We start from the raw sequence: 21,156 nt of genomic DNA on the forward strand, positions 1-21,156 counted from the left end.
GTGACCGAACCCCTCTCGCAGGAGTTGGGTGTCTCTCCCCCTTGAGCGACGGGCGCCCGCTGCTGTGGCGCGCCACCCGCCAGATCGTCGCCTCTCTGATCGCTACCATCTTTACTCAACCTTCCTTGGCGGCCCTGCGTCAAAATCTCCATGCCTTGCGATATCGCTGGCGCGAACCACCACGAAAGCGCAAATTTCAGTCCATGCCAAAGCTATCTTAGCGCCTATGCCCTTGTGGGGGAGATGGCCGGCAGGCCAGAGGGGGGCGCCGTAGGGCGCCGACCTTTATGTGGTAGCGTCAGGCCCCTGCCCGCTCCATGCCAAGCCTGGCAATCCGGCGCAGTTCGTCGATCGGGGTCAGGCCGCCCGAGCGCTCATAGTGCCAGAAGGTCCAGCCATTGCAGGCGTCCAGGCCCTGCACTTCGGCGCCGATCTTGTGGATCGAGCCGGCGCTGTCGCCGATGGCCACCGTGCCGTCGGCGCGTACCTTGGCCGACCAGCGCTTCTTGGCATCGTAAAGCGTGGCGCCGGGCTGCATAAGCCCGGTATCGATGAGGCTGACAAAGGCGACGCGCGGCTCGGCGCGCTTGCCGGTGAGCACGGCGAGATCGGCGCTTTCCAGCGGCCGCACGGCATCGATGCGCTCATTGGCGGCGTCGATATAGGCCTGTTCGCGCTCGATGCCGACGAAATGGCGGCCGAGGCGCTTGGCCACGGCACCGGTGGTGCCGGAACCGAAAAACGGGTCGAGCACGACGTCGCCCGGCTTGGTCGAGGCCATCATGATGCGGGCGAGCAGGGCTTCCGGCTTCTGCGTCGGATGCAGCTTGTCGCCATTGTCGTTCTTCAGCCGCTCGCCGCCAGTGCAGATCGGGAACAGCCAGTCGGAGCGCATCTGGATGTCGTCGTTCGACGCCTTCATGGCTTCGTAATTGAAGGTATAGCCCTTGCCCTTCTGGTCGCGCGAGGCCCAGATCATGGTCTCATGCGCGTTCTGGAAGCGGCGACCGCGGAAATTCGGCATAGGGTTGGTCTTGCGCCAGACGACATCGTTGAGAATCCAGAAGCCGAGATCCTGCATCTTGGCGCCGACGCGGAAGATGTTGTGGTAGGAGCCGATGACCCAGATGGTGCCATTCGGCTTCAGCACGCGGCGTGCCGCCAGGAGCCAGGCGCGGGTGAAGGCGTCATAGGCCTCGAAGCTCTCGAACTGGTCCCAGTCATCGTCGACGGCGTCGACCTTGGACTGGTCGGGCCGGTGCAAATCGCCGTCGAGTTGCAGATTGTAAGGCGGATCGGCGAAGATGACGTCGATGGATTTTTCCGGCAGCCGGTCGAGCGCGGCGACACAATCGCCCTTGAGGATCGTGTCCAGCCACTCGGATTGCTGGGGGGCGTGGGAGAGGTCGGCGACAAGACGCACGGCAGACATTTTTACACCCAAGGCACGCGTTACTGTTTACTCCCCGTTATGGTTACCGATCAGCGTAAATATTCGGTGAAGGACGCAACGGTCCAGGCAGCCCTGACGTCGTAAATTTGCGCAGCCCGGCCCGTTGGTGTATGTCGCGCCGCTTGAGCCTTGCCGGGCCTCTATCACCCTCCTCGTTCGGATTGCCATGCCCCAGCCAGATCTTGTCATCTTCGATTGCGACGGCGTGCTCGTCGATTCCGAAATCATCGCAGCCCGCGTCGAGGCCGAATTGCTGACCTTGGCCGGATATGAAATTTCGGCTGAGGAATACGCCGAAACCTATGCCGGACTGACCTTCAAGGACATCATGATGCGGGTCGAGCAAAAATCCGCCATCCCGTTCCAGGCCTCGATGATCGACCGGGCCGAAGAGCTGGTTGACCGCAAACTGCGCAGCGACGTGCGCGCCATCGACGGCGTGCGCGAGGCGGTCGCCGCGGTCACCGCGCCGCGCTGCGTCTGCTCGAACTCACGCTTGGAGCGGATCGAGTTCATGCTCGAGAAAGTGGGCCTGCTGCCGTTCTTCGCCGGCCGGATTTTTTCAGCGCTGGAAGTACCAAGCAAGAAAACCAAGCCCGCGCCGGATGTGTTCCTGATCGCGGCGGAGCAACTCAACGCCAATCCGGCAAACACCTTCGTCATCGAGGATTCGGTGCACGGCGTCACCGGCGCCAGGGCCGCCGGCATGCGCGTGATCGGCTTCACCGGCGCCGCGCACAGCTATCCCGGCCATGCCGATGTGCTGACCGAAGCCGGAGCCGAAACCGTCATCCGCCGCTGGGCCGAACTGAAAAGTGTGATTGCCGCTCTGTCGGAGTGGTCGGACGCCTGAACCGATCAGTCCTTGGCTTTGGCCGACCTAGCCGGTTTCTTCTTAGCCCTGTTGTAGGCAATCGCGGCGCGGACGAGCGCTTTCAGCGCATCCGCATCGATCACGTCGCCCTCCGACACATCGATGGCGCGCCACACCTTGCCGTTGAGCCCGTTGTTGAACAGCCTGTCGGGATCCGGCAGGCTGGCGCCGTGAGAAAAGGTCAGCTTCACCTTGTCCTTGTGAGCGTTGCCGACGGCGATCATGCCGTCTCGTGACCATACCGGGCTGCCCATCCACTTCCACTCCTCGATGATTTCCGGGTCGGCGTCGAGGATGGTCTTGCGCAGGCTGGCCAACGTCTTGCCCCGCCAATCGTCCAGCTCCCGGATTCGGGCATCTATCCGCTCGGAGGCAGAGGCGCCTCCCTCGTCCTTGCTCGACATGCTGACCTTCATGGTCTGCCTCCGTTCACATCTTCTCGCCGGGCAATCGGCTGGCCTGGCTCACCCAGGAGGCGAAGCGGGCTTCGTCGATCTCTTCGCCTTCATGGATGTCGAGATACCGCACTTCCTTTTGCCTGGAACCGCCGGGAGGCACAGGATCGAGCGACGTGCCGCGAAAGAAGGCGACTTTGACGTATCTGGTGAAGCAATGCAGGCTGAGGAACCAACCCTCGCCCTCGAGCCATAGAACGGTGAGTTCCACTTCACCGCCTTGCAGACGCTGGGGACGGCGCTGACGATAAGTGCGTCGATCCAGCGCCCGACATCGCTTTTCCAGCCCGGCATGGCAGCAATATAGGCCTGCACCGGAGCGTCCCCATAGGCCTTCGGGATCTGCGGGTTGCCGCCCGAAAGCAGGACCGGCTTTTCCGGCTTGTCTGGGGCCGGTTTTGCGACCTTCGATTTTCCCGGCGCCTTGGCCATGTCCTACCCTTGCGCGCCCTGCTCGCCACGCGATCTCGCGACGTAAGGCAGCACGAACATGTAGAGGCCGCTGAACAGCAGCAGGAATAGCGGCAGCAGCGGCGAATAGACCACCCAGGCCGGAGGTTGCCCGAACGCCATGGTGATGAAATTGGCTGCCACGGTCAGCGTGAAGATGATCGACAGCCAACGATGGGTTTGACGTATCCATTTGCTCAAGTTCATTGCAACTTCCTCTTGAAACCAGCGCCTACCAACGCGCCAGTTGGGTGATCTGGATGAGATTGCCGCAGCTGTCGTTGAGCTGGGCGATAGTCGAGCCGGTCACTTCTGTCGGCGCCATGGCGAACGCACCGCCGCGTCCCTTGATGCGCTCGTAATCACCCTTGACGTCGTCGGTGAACAGCATGAGCGCGGGCTGCCCCTGCTTGAAGATGGCCTGCTGGTAGGCCTTGGCGGCCGGGTTGTCGTTGAGCGCCAGCTGTAGCTCGGCTCCCTCAGGCTCATCGGGTGAGATGACGGTCAGCCAACGAAAAGGCCCATTGCTGAAGTCGGCCTTCACGGCAAAGCCCAGCACGTCGGTGTAGAAGCGCAGTGCGTTGTCCTGGTTGTCCACATAGACGCTGGTCAGCTTGATCTTCATCGATTTACTCCTTTTTGCATTCGGTGCCCCGCGATCAGGGCATGGTACCGGCAGGCTTCAATCCGGCTTCGCCAGGACCTGCTCCAGCTTGGTGAGGAATTGCTGCCACCCGGCCCTGGCGCCGCCATAGGCCTGCTTCTGGCTCGGATGGAAGCCCGACTGCTCGACGCGCAGATGGGTTCCCGAGCTCGTGGGTGTGAGCGTGAACGTCACCACGCTCGTCAGATTGTAGGCGGCATCCTCATGCGCAAAATCCCAGCTGTAGGACAGCGTCCTGTTTTGCTCGATGGCCAGCACCTCGCAGTCGAGCACGCCGCCCCAGTCGCCGCGAAGATTGAAGCTGTGGCCGACGACAGGCTTGAAATCGTTCTTCATGAGCCATTCCTCAATCAGATGCGGCTGCGTCAACGCGCGCCAGATCTTCTCCGCCGGCCAGGATATTTCACGTTCGACGACGACGGTGCGCAGCTCGGGATTGCTCACTGGTCCATCCTTTTCAGCAGGCTCTCGAGATCATCGAAGCGGCTCTCCCAGAATCCAGTCATTTGAACTGTCCAGTCGGTCAGCGGGCCAAGTGCCGCGGGCTGGGCGCTGTAGTGGGTCTGGCGTCCGGCGTGGCGGTCACGCACCAGGCCGGCCAGCTTCAGGACGCCGAGATGCTTCGACACCGCCGGTTGCGAGACCCCGGACTGCGCCGTCAGCGCCCCCACGGTCTGCTCACCTTGGCGGCACAAGCGCTCGAAGATGGCCCGCCGGGTCGGGTCGGCAAGCGTTCTGAACAAAGTATCGTGGGCGTCCGGCATTGGGATCAATAACCTGCGAGCTATTGATTGACGTATAACCGCCGGGATATGGATGAGTCAAGTGCGCTGGCGGAATGGATCGAGATTAAAGCGCAGACGCGACCTGCCGCAGGCGCACACCTGCAGGATTACGATCGGATCGTTTGGATCTTTCAAAGAGTTGACCGGCACCGTCGCAGCAGCGACGGCGCCCAGGCGCTTAGTTCGTCGCGGGAGCGCGCTTCTTTTTCTTGCCGGACTTCTTGTCCGCCGCCGCCGGCGCGGTGTCGTCATAGCCGGCATAGACAGTGTAATCCCGGGCGGAGGGTTCGGGCACGACGACGTTGGGATCGGTGAACACGAATTGGGTGGCGGTCGAGGGATCGCTGACCTGGATCTGATAGGGGTGAATTTGCGAATAAAGCACGTCGGGGCCGTGCATGACGGCAATGCGGATCGGCATGGTGATGGTGCCGGGGGCGAACAGCGGTCCCGGCACGATCTTGCCGGCAACGCCAACCTTCATCGTCAACTGGCCGTTGGCACGGCTGCAATCGCGGCTCACATCGCTGATCGAGGCCTGGTAGATGATCTTGGCCGGATCCTTGTTCGGATCGACGATGGAGCCGTCAGGCGCCGTCTGCGCGGCGGCAGCGGCCTCGGCATCCTGTGCCGCATCAGCCTTTTTCTTTCTCGGCTGCGGCGCGCCCTTGGCGTAGGTATTGAAGTAGGCGGTGCCATCGCGCACCGTCACTTTCGGGCAGTAGGCCTGCAACTGGCTGGCGAGAACCTTGGGATCCTGCGGCGGTATTGGCGCATTCGGGTCGGTCTTCTTGCCGAAACCGAGATTGAGGATGCCATTGTCGCTCGATTGGCAACCGGCGGCGGCAAGCATAAAGCCGGTGAGCGCCAGACCCGCGACAAAGCGACGGTTGAACTTGTGAAACGCCATGAAACTGCACTTCCCTCTCGCAAAGTTGGTGACGTATAGCAACGCCACGGCAAAAATGCGACTGAGCCGGCTCGGAAAATTAACCAATTGCCGTGGATGAACCGGCGGCAGCAATGGACCTTGACGATGCGCTATGTGAGTACCCGCGGGGATGCACCCGTGCTTGGATTTGCCGACGCGGTGCTGGCGGGGCTGGCCCGCGACGGCGGGCTTTATGTGCCGCAGACATGGCCGCAGTTTTCGGCAGCCGAGATCCGCGCCATGCGCGGCCTGCCCTATGCGGACCTCGCCATCCGCGTGCTGACGCCGTTCCTCGGCGGCGAGATCGCCGCACCCGTCTTCGAGCGCCTGGTGCGAGAAGCCTATGCCACCTTCCGCCACCAGGCCGTCTGCCCGCTGGTGCAGACCGGCGCCAACACGTTCATCCTTGAACTCTTCCACGGTCCGACGCTGGCCTTCAAGGACGTTGCCATGCAGCTGCTTGCCCGGCTGATGGACCATGTACTGACTGAGCGCGGCCAGCGCGCAACCATCGTCGGCGCGACCTCGGGTGACACCGGCGGCGCCGCCATCGATGCCTTCGCCGGCCGCGACCGAACTGACATTTTCGTGATGTTTCCGCATGGCCGCGTCTCGCCGGTGCAGCAGCGGCAGATGACGACATCGACGGCCACCAACGTCCAGGCGCTGGCCATCGAAGGCAATTTCGACGATTGCCAGGGCCTGCTGAAGGATATGTTCAACGATCATGGTTTTCGTGATCGCGTGTCGCTGTCGGGCGTCAATTCGATCAACTGGGCCCGCATCATGGCCCAGATCGTCTATTATTTTTCCTCGGCGCTTTCGCTCGGCGCGCCGGACAGGCCGGCCTCCTTTACCGTGCCGACCGGCAATTTCGGCGATATTTTCGCCGGTTACGCCGCCAAGAAGATGGGCCTGCCGATCGAGCGGCTGATCGTCGCCACCAACGACAACGACATATTGGCGCGCACTTTCGCGACCGGTGAATACCGCACCAAGGGTGTGTTTGCGACGACGTCGCCATCGATGGACATCCAGGTATCGTCGAACTTCGAGCGACTGCTGTTCGAGGCCTGCGACCGTAACGCAGAGACGGTGCGGCGTTACATGGCCGGCCTCAAGCAATCCGGCGCCTTCACCATCGAAACCGCAGAAATCGACCGGATGCGGTCCGAATTCGACGCCGGACGCGCTGATATGGACGAGGTTGCCGCCACCATCCGTTCAACGCTCGAATCCAGCAATTATCTGCTCGATCCGCACACGGCCGCGGCCGTGCATGTCGCCGCCGGCAAGGCTGACGGTGCAGTGCCGATGGTGGTGCTGGGCACGGCGCACCCGGCCAAGTTCCCGGCCGCGGTCGAAGCCGCCTGCGGCGTGTCGCCGGCCCTGCCCGCATGCCTGGGGTCCTTGATGTCAGCCGACGAAAAGTACACGGTACTTCCATCCGACCTGAAAATGGTGGAAGATTACGTGAGCCGCCACTCAAGGGCAGCGCGTTAGGGAGTACTTGCCATATGGGTGTTGAGGTAAGCCGTCTGTCGAACGGCCTGACAGTCGCCACCGAAACCCTTCCAAGCCTCGAATCCGTTGCCCTTGGCGCCTGGGTCAAGTCCGGCGCCCGCAATGAGCGTGACGACGAGCACGGAATGGCCCATCTGCTCGAGCATATGGCCTTCAAGGGTACGAAAAGGCGGACGGCCTTCGAGATCGCCTCGGAAATCGAGGATGTCGGCGGCGAGATCAATGCCGCCACATCAGTCGAGACGACGTCCTATTACGCCAGGGTGCTGTCCGACGATGTGCCGCTGGCGGTGGATATCCTTGCCGATATCCTGCAGGAGTCCGAATTCGACCCAGAGGAACTGGAGCGCGAGCAGCATGTGATCCTGCAGGAGATCGGCGCCGCGCACGACACGCCCGACGACATCGTCTTCGACCGTTTCACCGAGACCGCCTTCCGCCACCAGACGATCGGCCGCTCGATCCTCGGCACGCCGGAAACCGTCAAATCCTTCACCTCCAAACAGCTGCATGATTTCATCGAGCGCCAATATGGCGCCGAGAAGATGGTGATCGTGGCGGCAGGCGACATTAAGCACGACAATTTCGTGCGCGAGGTCGAAAAGCAGCTCGGCGGTTTCCGCAGCAAGTCCGACAGCACGATGCCGCAATATGCGCAGTATGTCGGCGGCGATTTCCGCGAGGATCGCGACCTGATGGACGCGCAGATCGTGCTCGGCTTCGAAGGCCGAGCCTATCATGTGCGCGATTTCTACGCTTCGCAGGTGCTGTCGATGATCCTCGGCGGCGGCATGTCGTCCCGGCTGTTCCAGGAGGTCCGCGAAAAGCGTGGCCTGTGCTATTCGGTCTATGCCTTCCACTGGGGTTTTTCCGATACCGGCATCTTCGGCGTTCATGCCGCTACCGGGCAGAGCGACATTGCCGAACTGGTGCCGGTCATTATCGACGAGCTGCAGAAGGCCGGCGAGAATATCCTTCAGGAAGAGCTCGACCGCGCCCGCGCGCAATATCGCGCCGGCCTGATCATGTCGGCTGAAAGCCCGGCCAGCCGCGCCTCGCAGATCGCCAGGCAGCTGCTTCTGTTCGGTCGGCCGATCGCCAAGGAGGAATTGATGGAACGGCTGTCGGCGCTGACCGTCGAGCGGCTGACCGACCTTTCGTCCCGGCTGTTTTCGACCAAGCCGACGCTGACCGCGGTTGGACCGGTGGGTACGCTCGCGCCCTATGAGGCGATTCTCGATTCGCTTGCGGGCACGCACACCACGGCCCGCAAGCTCGCCGTCTAAGCCTTCAAGCGCCGGTGTTCGCGCTCCCTTTCTTTCGCCGTGACCTGCCGGCACTGAAAGGCGACCGGGTCATGCTGCGCGTGCCCTACACCAACGACTATCGCGAATGGTCAGCGGTGCGCGGCGAAAGCCGTGCCTTCCTCGAACCGTGGGAGCCGCGCTGGACGCCCGATGAACTCGACCGCACCGCCTGGCGGCTGCGCATCGGCCGCTACCGCGAAGACTATGCGCAGGGGACAGCCATCGCCTTCTTCATCTTCGAGAAGGCGAGCGGCAAGCTTGCCGGCGGCATTACGCTCGGCAATATCCGCCACGGCGTCTCGCAAAGCGGCCATGTCGGGTACTGGATCGGGGAGCGGTTTGGCGGCCGCGGCCTGATGACCGACGCGGTCAAGGTGGTCTGCCGCTTCGCCTTCGATACGCTGAGGTTGCACCGGATCGAAGCTGCCTGTATTCCCGACAATGTCCGGTCGATCCGCGTGCTTGAAAAAGCCGGATTCCGGCGCGAAGGACTTCTGCGATCCTACCTCAGGATCAACGGCATCTGGCAGGACCACTACCTCTACGCCCGGATCGCGGACGATCCGCCGGGCGCTGGAACGAAGGACTGATTTTTGACGAATTTCCTGCGAAACGGGTCGCTGTTGGCCTTTGTTCTGGCGGTTGTCGTCACGCTTTGCGCGGCGCTCCCGGCCTTCGCCGTCGAACCGATCAAGATTGCCCGCGACGATGTCGCGCTCGACCTGTCGCGCGCCGTCCAGATCTACGTCAATCAGGGCGAAAACTTCCAGGTGTCGACCGCGCCCGGTCCCGACGGCATCGTCCGGCGCATCGAGGTCGAGGCCAATGACGCGCGCTCGAGCGGCGACTGGGCGGTGTTCGCGCTCGCCAACACCACCGACCAGCAGCTCGACCGGCTGATCGTGGCGCCGCATTTCCGGCTGGTGAATTCCGGCATCTTCTGGCCCGATCTCGGCGCCACCCGCATCGCCGCGATCACCCCCAGCGAGGGCTTCGCGCTCGACCGCCAGTCAAGCTCCGACGCCGACGTGTTCCGGGTGACGCTGAACCCGGGAACGGTGATCACCTTCATCGCCGAACTCGCCTCGCCGAAGCTGCCGCAGGTCTATCTATGGGAGCCGGAAGCCTACAAGGACTCGGTCAATTCCTATACGCTGTTCCGCGGCATCGTCATCGGCATCGCCGGGCTGCTGGCGCTCTTCCTGACCATCCTTTTCGTCGTCAAGGGAACCTCGATGTTTCCGGCGACAGCCGCACTTGCGTGGGCGGTACTTGCCTATATCTGCGTCGATTTCGGCTTTCTAAACAAGATCATAGAGATATCGCCCGGGAACGAGCAGATGTGGCGGGCGGGAACGGAGGTGGCGCTTGCGGCGACCTTCGTGGTGTTCCTGTTCGCCTATCTCAACCTCAACCGGTGGCACGGCCATTTCAGCTATGGCGCGCTGGTCTGGATCCTCGGTCTGGTGCTGATTGCGGGTGTGGCCATCATCGATCCGGCCGTCGCCGCCGGTATTGCCCGGCTGTCCTTTGCCGCCACCGCGCTGACCGGGCTCGGCCTCATCATCCTGCTCGGTCTTCGTGGTTACGACCGTGCGATCATGCTGGTGCCCAGTTGGGTGATGGTGCTGCTATGGCTGTGCGGGTCGTGGATGGCGATCACCGGCATGCTCGACAACGACATCGCCCAGCCGGCATTGGGCGGCGGGCTGATCCTGATCATCCTTTTGATCGGCTTCACCGTCATGCAGCATGCCTTTGCCGGCGGCGCGCTGCATCAGGGCCTGTTCTCCGATCTTGAGCGCCAGGCGCTGGCCGTCGCCGGCTCCGGCGACACGGTGTGGGACTGGGACGTGCTGCGCGACCGCGTCGTCACCAAGCCCGACGTCAGCATCCAGCTTGGCCTGGCGCCCAACAGCCTGGGGGGTGCGGCCCGCAACTGGCTGCCGGTGCTGCATGCCGACGACCGCGACACGTTCCGCACCACCCTCGACGTGGTGCTCGAACATCGGCGCGGCCGGGTCTCGCAGAATTTCCGCCTGCGCGGCGCCGACGGGCACTACCACTGGTTCTTGCTTCGGGCGCGGCCGGTGATCGGCTCGGATGGCGAAGTGATTCGCTGCGTCGGCACCATGGTCGACGTTACCGAGCAGAAAAAGTCCGAGGAAAGGCTGCTGCACGATGCCGTTCACGACAATCTGACCGGCCTGCCCAACCGCGAACTTCTGATGAACCGGCTGGAAGCCATCATCTCGATCGCGCGCACCGAAGAGAAGGTGCGCCCCACCGTCTTCGTCATCGACATCGACCGTTTCAAGCAGGTCAATGACGGGCTTGGCATCTCGGCCGGCGACACCATCCTGCTCACCATTGCGCGCCGCTTGCACCGGCTGTTGAAACCTAAGGATTCGCTGTCGCGCTTTGCCGGTGACCAGTTCGCCCTGATGCTGCTCTCCGAACAGGAACCCTCCCGCATCGCGGCGGTGGCAGACGCCATCAAGCACGCCATCAACAACCCGATCACCTTCGCCAAGCGCGAGATCGTGCTGACTGCCTCGATCGGCCTGATCACCTGGACCTCGGCGCAGACTTCGGCAGAAGACATGGTCAAGGACGCCGAGCTTGCCATGCACCAGGCCAAGCGCTTCGGCGGCGACAGGATCGAGCCGTTCCGGCCGGCCTTCCGCACCGTCGGCACCGACCGGCTGCAATTCGAATCCGATCTGCGCCGCGCCATCGAGCGGCGCGAATTCACCCTTGCCTACCAGCCGATCGTGCGGCTGGAGGACGGCAGCATTGCCGGCTTCGAAGCGCTGCTGCGTTGGGACCATCCGCGCCGCGGCATGATCCCGCCGGGCGATTTCATCCCGGTCGCCGAAAGCTGTGGCCTGATCGTGCAGCTTGGGCTGTTTGCCATGCAGCAGGCGGCCGAAGACCTCGCCGGCTGGCAAAAGCAGATCGGCGACACCCCGCTGTCGGTGTCGGTCAATCTGTCCAGCCGCCAGCTGATCCGCCGCGACCTGGTCAGCGATGTCCGCTCGGTCATCGCCCGCGCCAATCTGAAGCCGCGCTGCTTCCGGCTCGAACTTACCGAATCGCTGGTCATGGACAATCCAGAGCAGACCTCGCATGTGCTGACCAAACTCAAGCAGCTCGGCATCGGCCTGTCGCTGGACGATTTCGGCACCGGCTATTCCTCGCTCGCCTATCTGACCCGCTTCCCCTTCGACACCATCAAGATCGACAAGAGCTTCGTCGACGACGCGACGCCGAAGCGGGCGGTGCTGCTCAAATCCATGGTCAACATGGCGCATGAACTCGGCCTGTCGGTGGTGGCCGAGGGCATTTCCGACGAAAGCGATGCGCTGGAATTGCGCCAGATGGGCTGCGAATATGTGCAAAGCTTCATGTTCGGCGCGCCGATGCCAGGCGACCAGGTGCTGAAGGCGTTGAAAGAACAGTACCCGATGACGCAGGCGTGATGGGTGAGGCATGCGTCGTGCAGGCGCGTGGTTACATTGGAATGAACCCCGAAAATTAGCTGAAGCGACCGCGCCTTCGTCATCCTAGGGCGAAGCAAGGAGCGCAGCGACGCGGCGCAGACCCTAGGATGACGAAAGTGGCGGGCGGCTTCGGCTAGTCGCGAAGGTTCGGCGGAACGTCGGCGAAGGCGAGGCTTCAGGCGTGCCCCGCGGCCAGGCTCAAATGCGCCAGATCAATCCCGATCGATGCCAGGATGCGGTCGTACTTCCGCTCGATGTCGGCGTCGAACAGCAGCTCCGGCGTGGCCGGACAGGTCAGCCAGCCATTCTCGGCGATCTCGGTTTCCAGCTGGCCGGCGCCCCAGCCGGAATAGCCGAGCGCCATCAAAGCGCGCCGCGGGCCGCGGCCGGACGAGATGGCGCGCAATATGTCGACCGTCGCGGTCAGGCAGATATCGTCGGAGACGGTGAGCGAGGATTCCACCCGGTAGTCGCCCGAGTGAAGGACGAAGCCGCGGCTGCGGTCCACCGGGCCGCCATTGCGCACCACGAAGTCGCGGGCCTGCGCAGGCAGCCTGATCGCCTCCTGTTCGTTCATGATGCCGAGCTGCACCAGAAGATCGGGAAACAGCATCTGTTGCGTCTGGTTGATGATCAGGCCCATGGCGCCTTCATCGCTGTGCGCACAGATGTAGATGACCGAGCGCGTGAAGCGATCGTCCTTCATGCCGGGCATGGCAATCAGAAACTGGTCGTCAAGAAAGCCGCGTCCACCGGCTGTCTTTTTGTGGCGCAACAAGTCCATGGACTGGAGCGTAACGCGTTTCCGGGACGCCGAAAAGATGCGCCGCGTGCGATTCGGCCAAAGCCCAACGGTTGGAACAACGGAATCTTGACTGCGAACTTCACTCGGCCGATTGCTTGAAGCCAACTGTTCCTTGCCCGAAGGTCACGCAAATATGATACGCAGAGCGCCATGAAAACATTGCGCGGCCATGAACTGACGATCAAATCAACGCCATGCAAAGCTTGAAAATCCTGCTGCTCGGTATTGCTATCGGATGCGGAGCAGTCCTGCCCGCCGCCGCCTCCTCGTCGGAATGGTACAACAGCGAAGGCGGCAAGGTGCGGCTGGTGACAACAGGCAAGGCCGACGAGGCCGGTCGCATACAGGGCGTGCTCGACATCGCGCTCAAGCCCGGCTGGAAAACTTATTGGCGCGATCCGGGCGACGCCGGCGTGCCGCCGCAGATCGACGTTTCGGCCAGCACCAACATCACCGATGCGGCGTTTTCCTTCCCGCCGCCGCAGCGCCATGACGACGGCTACGGCAAATGGGCCGGCTACAACCATCCGGTCTCGCTGCCGGTGACATTCACTTTGTCGTCGCCTGGGGATGCGGCCGTCATCGATGCCGACATCTTTCTCGGCATCTGCGAGACGATCTGTATTCCGGTGCAGACGCGGCTGAGCGTCGATCCCGCCGCCGATCCCGACAATGCCGAGGATGCGGCGCTGGTGAAGGCTGCACTCGCCACCTTGCCCGCGCCTGCCAAGCCCGATTTCGGGATCAAGGTGCTGCCGGGCGACCATGAGACGCTGATGGTCGAGGCGACTTTTCCCGGAGATCCGGAGGCGGCGGATTTATTCGTCGCCGGGGGACGCGATTATATGTTCGGGGCGCCTGCACGCAGCGAAAAGGACGGCCGGCTGGTATTTACCATTCCGATCCTCGACCGGCCGTCGACGACACCGACCGATGGCGGGTTGTATTACACCCTGACAAGTGCCGAAGGCGCGGTCGAGGGCGTTCTGCCGTTCCCCTGATACCGAACCCGATCAGGGCTTTCCCTTGATCCAGGCCTTGTCGGCGGTTGCGGGAGATGCCCGATTTCGCTATCGCAAGAAACCTTCCCTGCTTTTCACACGAGGACCATCATGACGATTGCCGTTGGCGACAAACTGCCCGATGCGACCTTCAAGGAAATGACCGCCGACGGCGCCAAGGTGATCACCTCGGCCGAGATTTTCGCGGGCAAGAAGGTCGTGCTGTTCGGCGTTCCAGGCGCCTTCACGCCGACCTGCAGCAACAATCATCTGCCGGGCTATCTCGAGAACCACGATGCCATCCTGGCCCGCGGCGTCGACACCATCGCCGTCGTCTCCGTCAACGATGTCCATGTCATGGGCGCCTGGGCCAATTTCACCGGCGGTCAAGGCAAGATCCTCTATCTCGCCGACGGCAATGGCGACTTCGCCAGGTCGATCGGCCTCGACTCCGACTATTCCAGCGGCGGCATGGGATTGCGCTCGAAGCGCTTCTCGATGATCGTCGACAACGGCAAGGTCACGGCGCTCAATGTCGAGACCAAGCCAGGAGTCGACACATCGGGTGCCGCTCACATTCTGAGCCAGCTCTAAACCGCGGCGGCCGCGTCGGCTCATGAGCGCCATGGCCTGACGACGACGCGCTTCCAGCCGGATTGCCTGCTTTGGGGGACATCGACGATGTTTGACATCATCTGGCGCAGCGTTGCGATCGGCATCGGCGCCACGGTGCTGATGGATCTTTGGGCGCTGTTCCTGCATCTGGCGCTCAGCCAGCCGCGGCCGAACTGGGGGCCGCCCGGCCGCTGGGTCTGGCACCTTAGGGAAGGCAAGGTTTTCCACGACGATATCGCCCATGCCGCACCCTATGCGCATGAGCAGGCGCTGGGCTGGGCCTTCCATTATGTCACCGGCATCGTCTACGGCTTCATCCTGGTGGCGCTGGCGGGCACGGCATGGCTGGACGCGCCGACCTTCCTGCCGGCCTTCATCCTCGGCATGGTCACCATCGGCGCCGGCTGGTTCCTGCTGGCGCCCGGCATGGGCGCCGGCTGGGCTGCGTCAAAGCGCCCCAACGCGATGCAGATCCGCGCCTTCAACGTGATCTCGCACACGGTGTTCGCGCTCGGCCTCTACGGCACGGCCCTGCTGATCCGCTGAGGACAGGTTCTATCCGCTGGTCGCCAGCGGCTTCATCGCGGCTACGGTATCGATGATCTCCTGACATCCGCTTTAGCGCGGCGCCAGACTGTCTATCGGCCGCCATCCGTGGACGACGCGGCGCGTGCCGACATCATAGGCGAAGTAATTGCCGCCGCCGGCCGGCTGATCCGCCGCGCGGCTGATTGCGCGGCCGCTGAGCGAGAGCAGCAAGAGCGTTCCGACGCCGCCATGGCCGACGAAGGCAATGTCGCCGCCGTCGGCAGCACCCAGCACCGTTTCGACCTCGCTGACAATGCGTTGCTGGGCGTCGATGGCCCGTTCCCAGCCGCGGATGCTTTTGTGCGGGTCGGCGAAGAACTGGTCGGCGACCACCTCGAACTCCGGCGGCGGCAGGAAGCCGGTTGCCGACCGATCGTTCTCATGCATGCGCTCCCTCACCTCGACCGCGAGGCCGAGGTGTTTGCCAAGGATCTCGGCGGTTTCGATCGCCTTGCGCTCGGCCGACGAGACGACACGGCGAATCGACCCGACCCATGGCTGATCGAGCATGGCTGATGCTGTCGCTCGTCCGATCTCGGACAGCCCCCAGTGCGGCACGGGAACGTTGGCATCGATCTGAACCTGGGGATGGGTGATGTAGTATACGATCGGCATGAGTGAGGTCTCCTGCCGATAGCTTGAGCTCAATAGCTCTGGGTCGAGCGCCGTGCCCGCGGCGCCGGCTGCTTCTCGGATGCCGCCGGCTTCAGCGCCACTTTCGGCGCCGCAGGTTTGGCTGAGCCCCTCTTGAACGGCGCCATGCCTTCCCTTGCGAGTTCGTCGGCGCGTTCGTTCTCGGTGTGGCCGGCATGGCCCTTGACCCAGTTCCAGGTCACGTTGTGGCGCCGATTGGCCTCATCCAGCGCCTGCCACAGTTCACCGTTCTTGACCGGCTTCTTGTCGGCGGTCTTCCAGCCGTTTTTCTTCCAGCCGTGGATCCATTTGGAGATACCGTCCATGACATATTTGCTGTCGGTGTGAAGCTCGACGGCGCACGGCTCCTTCAGCGCATTCAGCGCCGAGATGGCGGCCAGCAGTTCCATACGGTTATTGGTCGTCTCGGCCTCGCCGCCCGACAATCCCTTGGTCTTGCCGTTGAAGCGCAGGATGGCGCCCCAGCCGCCGGGACCGGGATTGCCCGAGCAGGCACCGTCGGTGAAGATTTCGACCTGCTTGGTCATGTCAGTCCGTATTCCGAAGGCGACTTGATCGCGCGGTGGAAGCGCATGCGGCGGATATATTCGGTCGGATCGCGCTTCATGACCAGCCCGCCGTCGGGAACGGTCAGCCAGTCATAGAGCCGGGTCAGCATAAAGCGCAGCGCCGAGCCACGCGAAAGCATCGGCAGCGCTGCTTTCTCGCCCTCGCTCAAAGGCCGCACGCTCTGATAGCCGGCCAGCAGCGCCGTGCCTTTGGTCAGGTTGAAGGAGAAATCCTTCTCGAAACACCAGGCGTTGAGACAGGTGGCGACGTCATAGGCGTAGAGGTCGTGGCAGGCGAAATAGAAGTCGATGAGGCCGGACAGTTTCTCGCCGAGGAAGAAGACATTGTCGGGAAACAGATCGGCATGGATGATGCCTGCCGGCAGGCCCTGCGGCCAATGGCGTTCGAAATCCGCGAAATCCGCGTCGACCTCGGCCGCCAGTCCCGGCTCGACCTCGTCGGCTCGGTCGCGCGAGGCATTCCAGAGTTTGCGCCAGCCCTCGATGGCCAGTGCGTTGTTACGCGTCATCGCAAAATCCTGCCCGGCCAAATGCAGTGCGGCGAGGGACTTGCCGACCTCCGCGCAATGCGCCGCTGTCGGCCGCCGCAGCGACAGGCCTTCGAGGAAGGTGATGATGACCGCGGGACGGCCGGCCAGCGTGCCGATGACGGTGCCGTCATGCGCGGTCACCGGCAGCGGACAGGAAATGCCTTTGCGGGCGAGATGGCCCATCAGGCCGAGGAAGAACGGCAGGTCGGCCTTGTCGACGCGCTTCTCGTAGAGCGTCAGTATGTAAGAGCCGCTTGAGGTGTGCAGCAGGAAATTCGAATTCTCCGTGCCTTCGGCGATACCCTTGTAGGACAAGAGTTCGCCGACCGGATATGCCCTCAGGAACGCGCCGAGTTCGCCTTCATTGACGTCGGTGTAGACCGCCATGGGCTGTTCACGCGGCTCCGTTGACGAAGGCCATGTCGGCCCGTGTCAGTTCGACATCGCGCAGAACCCGCATGACTGGAAAATCCTCCGTTTCGGTGGCCGTGATCGCCAGGTCGATGGTCACCTCGAAGCGCTGGCGGAAGGCGTCGATGATCTCGTCGACGATGATCTCCGGCGCCGACGCGCCGGCAGACAGGCCGAGCGTCGAGATATTTGTGATGTCATTCCACGGAATTTCGGCGGCGCGCTGTACGAGAAGCGACATGGTGGCGCCGGCGCGCTCCGCCACTTCGACAAGACGGCGCGAATTGGAGGAATTGGGCGCACCGACGATCAGATAGAGATCGGCGCCGGCGGCGGTTTCCTTGACCGCTTCCTGGCGGTTGGTGGTGGCGTAGCAGATCGATTCGGCGGCCGGTGCATGCAGTTGCGGGAAGCGCTCCTGCAGCACCCGCAATATGCTGGCAGTGTCTTCGACCGACAACGTTGTCTGGCTTACGAAGCCGAGCGCTTCCGGGTCGGCGGGGGCAAAGGTCCCAGCGTCGGCTTCGGTCTCGATCAGCGTGACGGCGCCTTCAGCCAGTTGGCCCATGGTGCCGATCACTTCGGGATGGCCGGCATGGCCGATCAGAAGCACATGGCGGCCGAGCCGCTGATGGCGCATCGCCTGCTTGTGCACCTTGGACACCAGCGGGCAGGTGGCGTCGAGATAGAAGAGCTCGCGTGCCTTGGCGTCGGCCGGCACCGATTTCGGCACGCCGTGGGCCGAGAAGACAACCGGCGACTTGCGGTGCTCGGCCGGGATTTCCGAGAGTTCCTCGATGAAAACCGCGCCAAGGCTTTGCAGGCCCTCGACGACATAGCGGTTGTGCACGATCTCGTGGCGGACATAGACCGGCGCGCCGTATTTCTTCAACGCCAGCACGACGATCTGGATGGCGCGGTCGACACCGGCGCAAAAGCCGCGCGGCTGGCAGAGCCGGATCGTCAGCGGTGGTTTTGTGGCGGTCTGCAGCATGATTCCAGATCGGTTGATCGTATCGTTTGGCGAAATGAGGTGTGCACCCCTGCCCTGTCAAGGGCAGTTGGATCAGGTTGAATGGTCAACCTGATCTAACTCTTTGTTGGAGCATGATCTTGTCCGAAACCGGTTCCCACTTTTCGGGATCATGCTCTGGATCATTCAGTCTTTGCCGGACGGCGCAGCCTGATGATCAGAACCGCGGCAAGAGCCGCCGCCAGGCCATACCAGGTGAAGGCATATTGCAGATGAGAATTCGGCAGGTCGATGATGGTGACGCCGCCGACCGGCAGCCCGCCCGGGTTCGGCGTCTTGTCGGCGTCGATGAAGATCGGCACCAGCACGGCACCGGCCGGCAGGCCGGCACTCGCCGCCATGACGTCACGATCCTTCCAATAGAAGATGTTCTTGGCCACGTCATTGTCGGGCAGCATCATCGACGGCTTGGCCGGCAGCGGGTTGCGCGCCAGGCCGGTGACCGTGACCTTGCCGGTCACCTGCCCTTGCGGGCGCTTGGCGGCATCCTTGACATCATAGGGAACGAAGCCGCGGTTGATCAGGACATAGCGGCCATCGTCGAGGGCCAGCGGGGTATAGACGTTGAAGCCGGCGTCGCCGTCCCATGTGGCGTAGAAATGCCGCTCGCCGGAGTGCAGGAACGTCCCGCTGACGGTGACCGGCGTGTAGTCGACATCACCGGTGGCGGCGAATTCCTTCTCGACGTCCGCCAGCGGCTGCGGCGCTGAATGGGTGCGCTGGTCGATGGTCTGCAGAAGGGCTTCCTTCCAGTACAGGCGCTGCACCTGCCATGTGCCAAGCCCGAGCAGGATGACGAACACCACCAGGCCGAGGCCGAGCAGCAATGCCGTCTTCGGCCGCGAGCGGCCGGCGGGCTTGGTCAGCGCCTCGCTCATTGCCCCTGGTCCAGGCGGCCTTCGGCCGCCTTGTTGGCGTATTGAAGCGTCAGCAGCACCCCCTTGATCAACCTCAGCGCCGTCAGGCACAGTCCCACGGCCAGAGGTATCCAGATGATGAAATGCAGCCAGAGCGGCGGGCTCAGCGTGACCTCCACCCACAGCGCCAGCCCCACGACGATGAAGCCGATGATCAGGATGACGAACACCGCCGGGCCGTCGCCGGCATCGGCGTAGGAATAGTCGAGGCCGCAATTGTTGCAGCGCTTGCCGACGGTGAGGAAGCCGGAAAACAGCCGTCCTTCGCCGCAGCGCGGGCAGCGTCCGTGCAGGCCGGCCGAGATCGGCTCGATGGGTGGCCAGATCGCCCTATCTTCACTCATGGATAGTCATGCTTTACGGCTCGATTTCGATCAGCGTTCCATCCGGCACCATAGTCCAGATTTGGTCCATGTCGCAGTCGGTAACCCCAATGCAGCCATCGGTCCAGTCGACCAATTGAAGCAGCCAGCCCGACCAGCCGAATCCGTTGGCCATTGATGGGCGCCGAAAAGACGAAAGGCGACCGCGTTGCCGCGACCGCCCTTCTGATTTGTCGGTTCGGTGAAAGCCGTCAGTGGCCTTCGATCACCGCGCCGACCGATCCCCAGACGTAGATCGATGCGAACAGGAACAGCCAGACCACGTCGACGAAGTGCCAGTACCAGGCAGCCGCCTCGAAGCCGAAATGCTGCTTGGGCGTGAAGTCGCCTTTCCAGGCGCGGATCAGGCAGACCAGCAGGAAGATGGTGCCGATGATGACGTGGAAGCCATGGAAGCCGGTCGCCATGAAGAAGGTCGCGCCGTAGATGGAATCCTTGAAGCCGAACGGAGCGTGCATGTACTCGTAGGCCTGCACCATGGTGAACAGCATGCCGAGGCCGACGGTCAGCACCAGGCCGTTGATCAGGCCCTTGCGGTCGCCATGGATGAGCGAATGGTGCGCCCATGTCACCGTGGTGCCCGACAGAAGCAGGATGATGGTGTTGTAGAGCGGCAGATGGAAGGGATCGAGGACTTCGAGACCCTTCGGCGGCCAGACGCCACCAGTGAAAGCGGTGCGGGCGTAATTCTGCACTTCGCTCGGAAACAGGCTGGCATCGAAATAGGCCCAGAACCAGGCAACGAAGAACATCACTTCCGAAGCGATGAACATGATCATGCCGTAGCGCAGATGCAGCGACACGACGCGCGTGTGGTGGCCCTCATGCGCTTCCTTGATGGTGTCCGACCACCAGGCAAACATCGTGTAGAGGACGATGACCAGGCCGATGAAGAACAGCCATGGATTGGCGATGTTGTGGCCGAAAATTGGAAAATCGCCGTTCTTGAGATACTGCATCAGGGCGACGCCGCCGACTGCAGTCACCAGTGCGCCGATCGACCCCAGGAAGGGCCACGGGCTCGGGTTGACGAGATGGTAGTCGTGTTGTGGTTTTGCGTGCGCGTCTGCCATATCAACCCCCGAGATTTGCTTCGGTATCTGAAACTTTGCTGCTGCTGTTCGGCGTCGATGACGCCACCGGCTTGTTCTTTTGGACCGGGAACATCGTGTAGGACAGGGTGATCGTCTTCAAGTCCTTCAGTTCCGGCACGTTGACGATATCGGGATCCACATAGAACACGACTGGCATGTCCAGCGTCTCGCCGGGCTTCAGCGTCGTGTCGGTGAAGCAGAAACACTCGACCTTGTTGAAGTAGGGGCCCGCCAGTTCCGGCTGCACGTTGAAGGTGGCGCGGCCGGTAACGGCGCGGTCGAGCTTGTTGGTGGCGCTGTAATGCGCCTGCGTGGTCTCGCCGATCTTGATGGTGACCGAACGGGCGACCGGCTGGAACTGCCACGGAATGCCGTTGGTGTTGGCGTCGAAGCGCACGGTGATGTCACGGTCGAGGATGCGGCCGGCATATTGCTTTTCGGCGCGCTGCGTGGTGCCGCCATAGCCGGTGGCCTGGCAGAACATCTTGTAGAGCGGCACCGCGGCGTAGGCCATGCCGATCATGCCGCCGAAGAAGGCGACGCAGACGGCGGCGACGACGCGGTTGGTGTTCTTCTTCCTGGGATCGGTCACGGTCTGGCGGGTCATCAT

At 62.9% G+C, this 21,156-nt stretch carries 25 protein-coding genes and 1 pseudogene; 8 read left to right on the plus strand and 18 right to left on the minus strand.

Annotated elements, in window-relative coordinates:
- Positions 1–298: 298 nt before the first annotated feature.
- The gene (locus NKK50_RS29105) at positions 299–1,432 is read right to left on the minus strand and encodes a site-specific DNA-methyltransferase (protein WP_352544259.1); all 1,134 of its coding nucleotides are present in this window, start codon (positions 1,430–1,432) and stop codon (positions 299–301) included.
- A 187-nt stretch (positions 1,433–1,619) separates the two neighbouring features.
- Here NKK50_RS29105 and NKK50_RS29110 point away from each other — a divergent pair, with 187 nt between their 5' ends.
- A complete protein-coding gene (locus NKK50_RS29110) occupies positions 1,620–2,306 on the plus strand; it encodes an HAD family hydrolase (RefSeq protein WP_023687164.1) in 687 nt (228 codons plus the stop codon).
- 5 nt (positions 2,307–2,311) lie between these two features.
- Here NKK50_RS29110 and NKK50_RS29115 read toward each other — a convergent pair whose 3' ends face one another.
- The 7 genes and pseudogenes from NKK50_RS29115 to NKK50_RS29145 form a co-directional block, all read right to left on the minus strand.
- On the minus strand, positions 2,312–2,743 hold the full coding sequence (locus NKK50_RS29115; RefSeq protein WP_352544260.1) for a DUF1801 domain-containing protein: 432 nt from the start codon (positions 2,741–2,743) through the stop codon (positions 2,312–2,314).
- A gap of 13 nt (positions 2,744–2,756) precedes the next feature.
- Positions 2,757–3,214, minus strand: a pseudogene (locus tag NKK50_RS29120) (DUF1801 domain-containing protein).
- Between the two features lie 3 nt (positions 3,215–3,217).
- Complete coding sequence (locus tag NKK50_RS29125; RefSeq protein WP_023668396.1) at positions 3,218–3,439, minus strand: hypothetical protein; 222 nt, start codon at positions 3,437–3,439, stop codon at positions 3,218–3,220.
- 25 nt (positions 3,440–3,464) lie between these two features.
- Complete coding sequence (locus NKK50_RS29130; protein ID WP_023668397.1) at positions 3,465–3,857, minus strand: VOC family protein; 393 nt, start codon at positions 3,855–3,857, stop codon at positions 3,465–3,467.
- 57 nt (positions 3,858–3,914) lie between these two features.
- A complete protein-coding gene (locus NKK50_RS29135; protein ID WP_023668398.1) occupies positions 3,915–4,340 on the minus strand; it encodes an SRPBCC family protein in 426 nt (141 codons plus the stop codon).
- A complete protein-coding gene (locus NKK50_RS29140; protein WP_023668399.1) occupies positions 4,337–4,660 on the minus strand; it encodes an ArsR/SmtB family transcription factor in 324 nt (107 codons plus the stop codon). The genes NKK50_RS29135 and NKK50_RS29140 overlap by 4 nt, the downstream gene beginning before the upstream one ends.
- 199 nt (positions 4,661–4,859) lie before the next feature.
- Positions 4,860–5,591: a hypothetical protein gene (locus tag NKK50_RS29145; RefSeq protein ID WP_023668400.1), complete on the minus strand. Its 732-nt coding sequence runs from the start codon at positions 5,589–5,591 to the stop codon at positions 4,860–4,862.
- Positions 5,592–5,717: 126 nt separating this feature from the next.
- Between NKK50_RS29145 and thrC the strand changes: the two genes are divergently transcribed.
- From thrC to NKK50_RS29165, 4 genes are read left to right on the plus strand one after another with little or no spacing between them, the layout of a single operon-like run.
- Positions 5,718–7,115 (plus strand): threonine synthase, encoded by a 1,398-nt coding sequence (thrC, locus tag NKK50_RS29150; protein WP_352544261.1) that lies wholly within the window; start codon positions 5,718–5,720, stop codon positions 7,113–7,115.
- Between the two features lie 14 nt (positions 7,116–7,129).
- The gene (locus tag NKK50_RS29155; protein ID WP_023668402.1) at positions 7,130–8,422 is read left to right on the plus strand and encodes a M16 family metallopeptidase; all 1,293 of its coding nucleotides are present in this window, start codon (positions 7,130–7,132) and stop codon (positions 8,420–8,422) included.
- A 14-nt stretch (positions 8,423–8,436) separates the two neighbouring features.
- The gene (locus NKK50_RS29160; protein ID WP_023668403.1) at positions 8,437–9,033 is read left to right on the plus strand and encodes a GNAT family N-acetyltransferase; all 597 of its coding nucleotides are present in this window, start codon (positions 8,437–8,439) and stop codon (positions 9,031–9,033) included.
- A gap of 3 nt (positions 9,034–9,036) precedes the next feature.
- Positions 9,037–11,925, plus strand: coding sequence for an EAL domain-containing protein (locus NKK50_RS29165; RefSeq protein WP_023706671.1), 2,889 nt, complete (start codon positions 9,037–9,039; stop codon positions 11,923–11,925).
- A 196-nt stretch (positions 11,926–12,121) separates the two neighbouring features.
- Here the strand turns inward: NKK50_RS29165 and NKK50_RS29170 are convergent, their stop codons facing one another.
- On the minus strand, positions 12,122–12,730 hold the full coding sequence (locus NKK50_RS29170) for a YqgE/AlgH family protein (protein WP_023668405.1): 609 nt from the start codon (positions 12,728–12,730) through the stop codon (positions 12,122–12,124).
- A gap of 215 nt (positions 12,731–12,945) precedes the next feature.
- Here NKK50_RS29170 and NKK50_RS29175 point away from each other — a divergent pair, with 215 nt between their 5' ends.
- The 3 genes from NKK50_RS29175 (at position 12,946) to NKK50_RS29185 (ending at position 14,913) form a co-directional block, all read left to right on the plus strand.
- Positions 12,946–13,752 carry a protein-disulfide reductase DsbD domain-containing protein gene (locus tag NKK50_RS29175; RefSeq protein WP_023706670.1) on the plus strand — a complete coding sequence of 269 codons (807 nt, stop codon included), beginning with the start codon at positions 12,946–12,948 and terminating at the stop codon, positions 13,750–13,752.
- 111 nt (positions 13,753–13,863) lie between these two features.
- The gene (locus NKK50_RS29180) at positions 13,864–14,346 is read left to right on the plus strand and encodes a peroxiredoxin (RefSeq protein ID WP_023698522.1); all 483 of its coding nucleotides are present in this window, start codon (positions 13,864–13,866) and stop codon (positions 14,344–14,346) included.
- Between the two features lie 87 nt (positions 14,347–14,433).
- Positions 14,434–14,913: a DUF2938 domain-containing protein gene (locus tag NKK50_RS29185; RefSeq protein WP_023732091.1), complete on the plus strand. Its 480-nt coding sequence runs from the start codon at positions 14,434–14,436 to the stop codon at positions 14,911–14,913.
- A 72-nt stretch (positions 14,914–14,985) separates the two neighbouring features.
- Here the strand turns inward: NKK50_RS29185 and NKK50_RS29190 are convergent, their stop codons facing one another.
- The 9 genes from NKK50_RS29190 to NKK50_RS29230 all read right to left on the minus strand — a co-directional run bounded on the left by NKK50_RS29190 (position 14,986) and on the right by NKK50_RS29230 (position 21,153).
- A complete protein-coding gene (locus tag NKK50_RS29190; protein WP_023827463.1) occupies positions 14,986–15,570 on the minus strand; it encodes a histidine phosphatase family protein in 585 nt (194 codons plus the stop codon).
- A 29-nt stretch (positions 15,571–15,599) separates the two neighbouring features.
- A complete protein-coding gene (gene rnhA, locus NKK50_RS29195) occupies positions 15,600–16,136 on the minus strand; it encodes a ribonuclease HI (protein WP_352544262.1) in 537 nt (178 codons plus the stop codon).
- A complete protein-coding gene (locus NKK50_RS29200) occupies positions 16,133–17,095 on the minus strand; it encodes a homoserine kinase (protein ID WP_023827465.1) in 963 nt (320 codons plus the stop codon). The genes rnhA and NKK50_RS29200 overlap by 4 nt, the downstream gene beginning before the upstream one ends.
- 7 nt (positions 17,096–17,102) lie before the next feature.
- Positions 17,103–18,113, minus strand: a complete 1,011-nt coding sequence (gene ispH / locus NKK50_RS29205; RefSeq protein WP_023834467.1) for a 4-hydroxy-3-methylbut-2-enyl diphosphate reductase — start codon at positions 18,111–18,113, stop codon at positions 17,103–17,105.
- Between the two features lie 161 nt (positions 18,114–18,274).
- Positions 18,275–19,030 carry an SURF1 family protein gene (locus NKK50_RS29210; protein WP_023692072.1) on the minus strand — a complete coding sequence of 252 codons (756 nt, stop codon included), beginning with the start codon at positions 19,028–19,030 and terminating at the stop codon, positions 18,275–18,277.
- A complete protein-coding gene (locus tag NKK50_RS29215) occupies positions 19,027–19,413 on the minus strand; it encodes a DUF983 domain-containing protein (RefSeq protein ID WP_023685423.1) in 387 nt (128 codons plus the stop codon). The genes NKK50_RS29210 and NKK50_RS29215 overlap by 4 nt, the downstream gene beginning before the upstream one ends.
- A gap of 13 nt (positions 19,414–19,426) precedes the next feature.
- Positions 19,427–19,567 (minus strand): L,D-transpeptidase family protein, encoded by a 141-nt coding sequence (locus NKK50_RS29220; protein ID WP_023732093.1) that lies wholly within the window; start codon positions 19,565–19,567, stop codon positions 19,427–19,429.
- A gap of 76 nt (positions 19,568–19,643) precedes the next feature.
- On the minus strand, positions 19,644–20,525 hold the full coding sequence (locus NKK50_RS29225) for a cytochrome c oxidase subunit 3 (protein WP_023668416.1): 882 nt from the start codon (positions 20,523–20,525) through the stop codon (positions 19,644–19,646).
- A 1-nt stretch (position 20,526) separates the two neighbouring features.
- Positions 20,527–21,153, minus strand: a complete 627-nt coding sequence (locus NKK50_RS29230) for a cytochrome c oxidase assembly protein (protein WP_023687150.1) — start codon at positions 21,151–21,153, stop codon at positions 20,527–20,529.
- Positions 21,154–21,156: the final 3 nt, after the last annotated feature.

The sequence above is a fragment of the Mesorhizobium sp. M0001 genome, assembly GCF_040324255.1.
GTDB lineage: Bacteria > Pseudomonadota > Alphaproteobacteria > Rhizobiales > Rhizobiaceae > Mesorhizobium.

What these genes read in the sequence shown, in the direction of transcription:
- NKK50_RS29130 (WP_023668397.1), bottom strand. Translation starts at nt 3,857, where the DNA reads ATGAAGATCAAGCTGACCAGCGTCTATGTGGACAACCAGGACAACGCA.
- NKK50_RS29155 (WP_023668402.1), top strand. Translation starts at nt 7,130, where the DNA reads ATGGGTGTTGAGGTAAGCCGTCTGTCGAACGGCCTGACAGTCGCCACC.
- NKK50_RS29170 (WP_023668405.1), bottom strand. Translation starts at nt 12,730, where the DNA reads ATGGACTTGTTGCGCCACAAAAAGACAGCCGGTGGACGCGGCTTTCTT.
- NKK50_RS29125 (WP_023668396.1), bottom strand. Translation starts at nt 3,439, where the DNA reads ATGAACTTGAGCAAATGGATACGTCAAACCCATCGTTGGCTGTCGATC.
- NKK50_RS29115 (WP_352544260.1), bottom strand. Translation starts at nt 2,743, where the DNA reads ATGAAGGTCAGCATGTCGAGCAAGGACGAGGGAGGCGCCTCTGCCTCC.
- NKK50_RS29110 (WP_023687164.1), top strand. Translation starts at nt 1,620, where the DNA reads ATGCCCCAGCCAGATCTTGTCATCTTCGATTGCGACGGCGTGCTCGTC.
- NKK50_RS29225 (WP_023668416.1), bottom strand. Translation starts at nt 20,525, where the DNA reads ATGGCAGACGCGCACGCAAAACCACAACACGACTACCATCTCGTCAAC.
- ispH (WP_023834467.1), bottom strand. Translation starts at nt 18,113, where the DNA reads ATGCTGCAGACCGCCACAAAACCACCGCTGACGATCCGGCTCTGCCAG.
- NKK50_RS29180 (WP_023698522.1), top strand. Translation starts at nt 13,864, where the DNA reads ATGACGATTGCCGTTGGCGACAAACTGCCCGATGCGACCTTCAAGGAA.
- rnhA (WP_352544262.1), bottom strand. Translation starts at nt 16,136, where the DNA reads ATGACCAAGCAGGTCGAAATCTTCACCGACGGTGCCTGCTCGGGCAAT.
- NKK50_RS29140 (WP_023668399.1), bottom strand. Translation starts at nt 4,660, where the DNA reads ATGCCGGACGCCCACGATACTTTGTTCAGAACGCTTGCCGACCCGACC.
- NKK50_RS29230 (WP_023687150.1), bottom strand. Translation starts at nt 21,153, where the DNA reads ATGACCCGCCAGACCGTGACCGATCCCAGGAAGAAGAACACCAACCGC.
- NKK50_RS29105 (WP_352544259.1), bottom strand. Translation starts at nt 1,432, where the DNA reads ATGTCTGCCGTGCGTCTTGTCGCCGACCTCTCCCACGCCCCCCAGCAA.
- NKK50_RS29145 (WP_023668400.1), bottom strand. Translation starts at nt 5,591, where the DNA reads ATGGCGTTTCACAAGTTCAACCGTCGCTTTGTCGCGGGTCTGGCGCTC.
- NKK50_RS29220 (WP_023732093.1), bottom strand. Translation starts at nt 19,567, where the DNA reads ATGGCCAACGGATTCGGCTGGTCGGGCTGGCTGCTTCAATTGGTCGAC.
- thrC (WP_352544261.1), top strand. Translation starts at nt 5,718, where the DNA reads ATGCGCTATGTGAGTACCCGCGGGGATGCACCCGTGCTTGGATTTGCC.
- NKK50_RS29175 (WP_023706670.1), top strand. Translation starts at nt 12,946, where the DNA reads ATGCAAAGCTTGAAAATCCTGCTGCTCGGTATTGCTATCGGATGCGGA.
- NKK50_RS29210 (WP_023692072.1), bottom strand. Translation starts at nt 19,030, where the DNA reads ATGAGCGAGGCGCTGACCAAGCCCGCCGGCCGCTCGCGGCCGAAGACG.
- NKK50_RS29185 (WP_023732091.1), top strand. Translation starts at nt 14,434, where the DNA reads ATGTTTGACATCATCTGGCGCAGCGTTGCGATCGGCATCGGCGCCACG.
- NKK50_RS29215 (WP_023685423.1), bottom strand. Translation starts at nt 19,413, where the DNA reads ATGAGTGAAGATAGGGCGATCTGGCCACCCATCGAGCCGATCTCGGCC.
- NKK50_RS29190 (WP_023827463.1), bottom strand. Translation starts at nt 15,570, where the DNA reads ATGCCGATCGTATACTACATCACCCATCCCCAGGTTCAGATCGATGCC.
- NKK50_RS29200 (WP_023827465.1), bottom strand. Translation starts at nt 17,095, where the DNA reads ATGGCGGTCTACACCGACGTCAATGAAGGCGAACTCGGCGCGTTCCTG.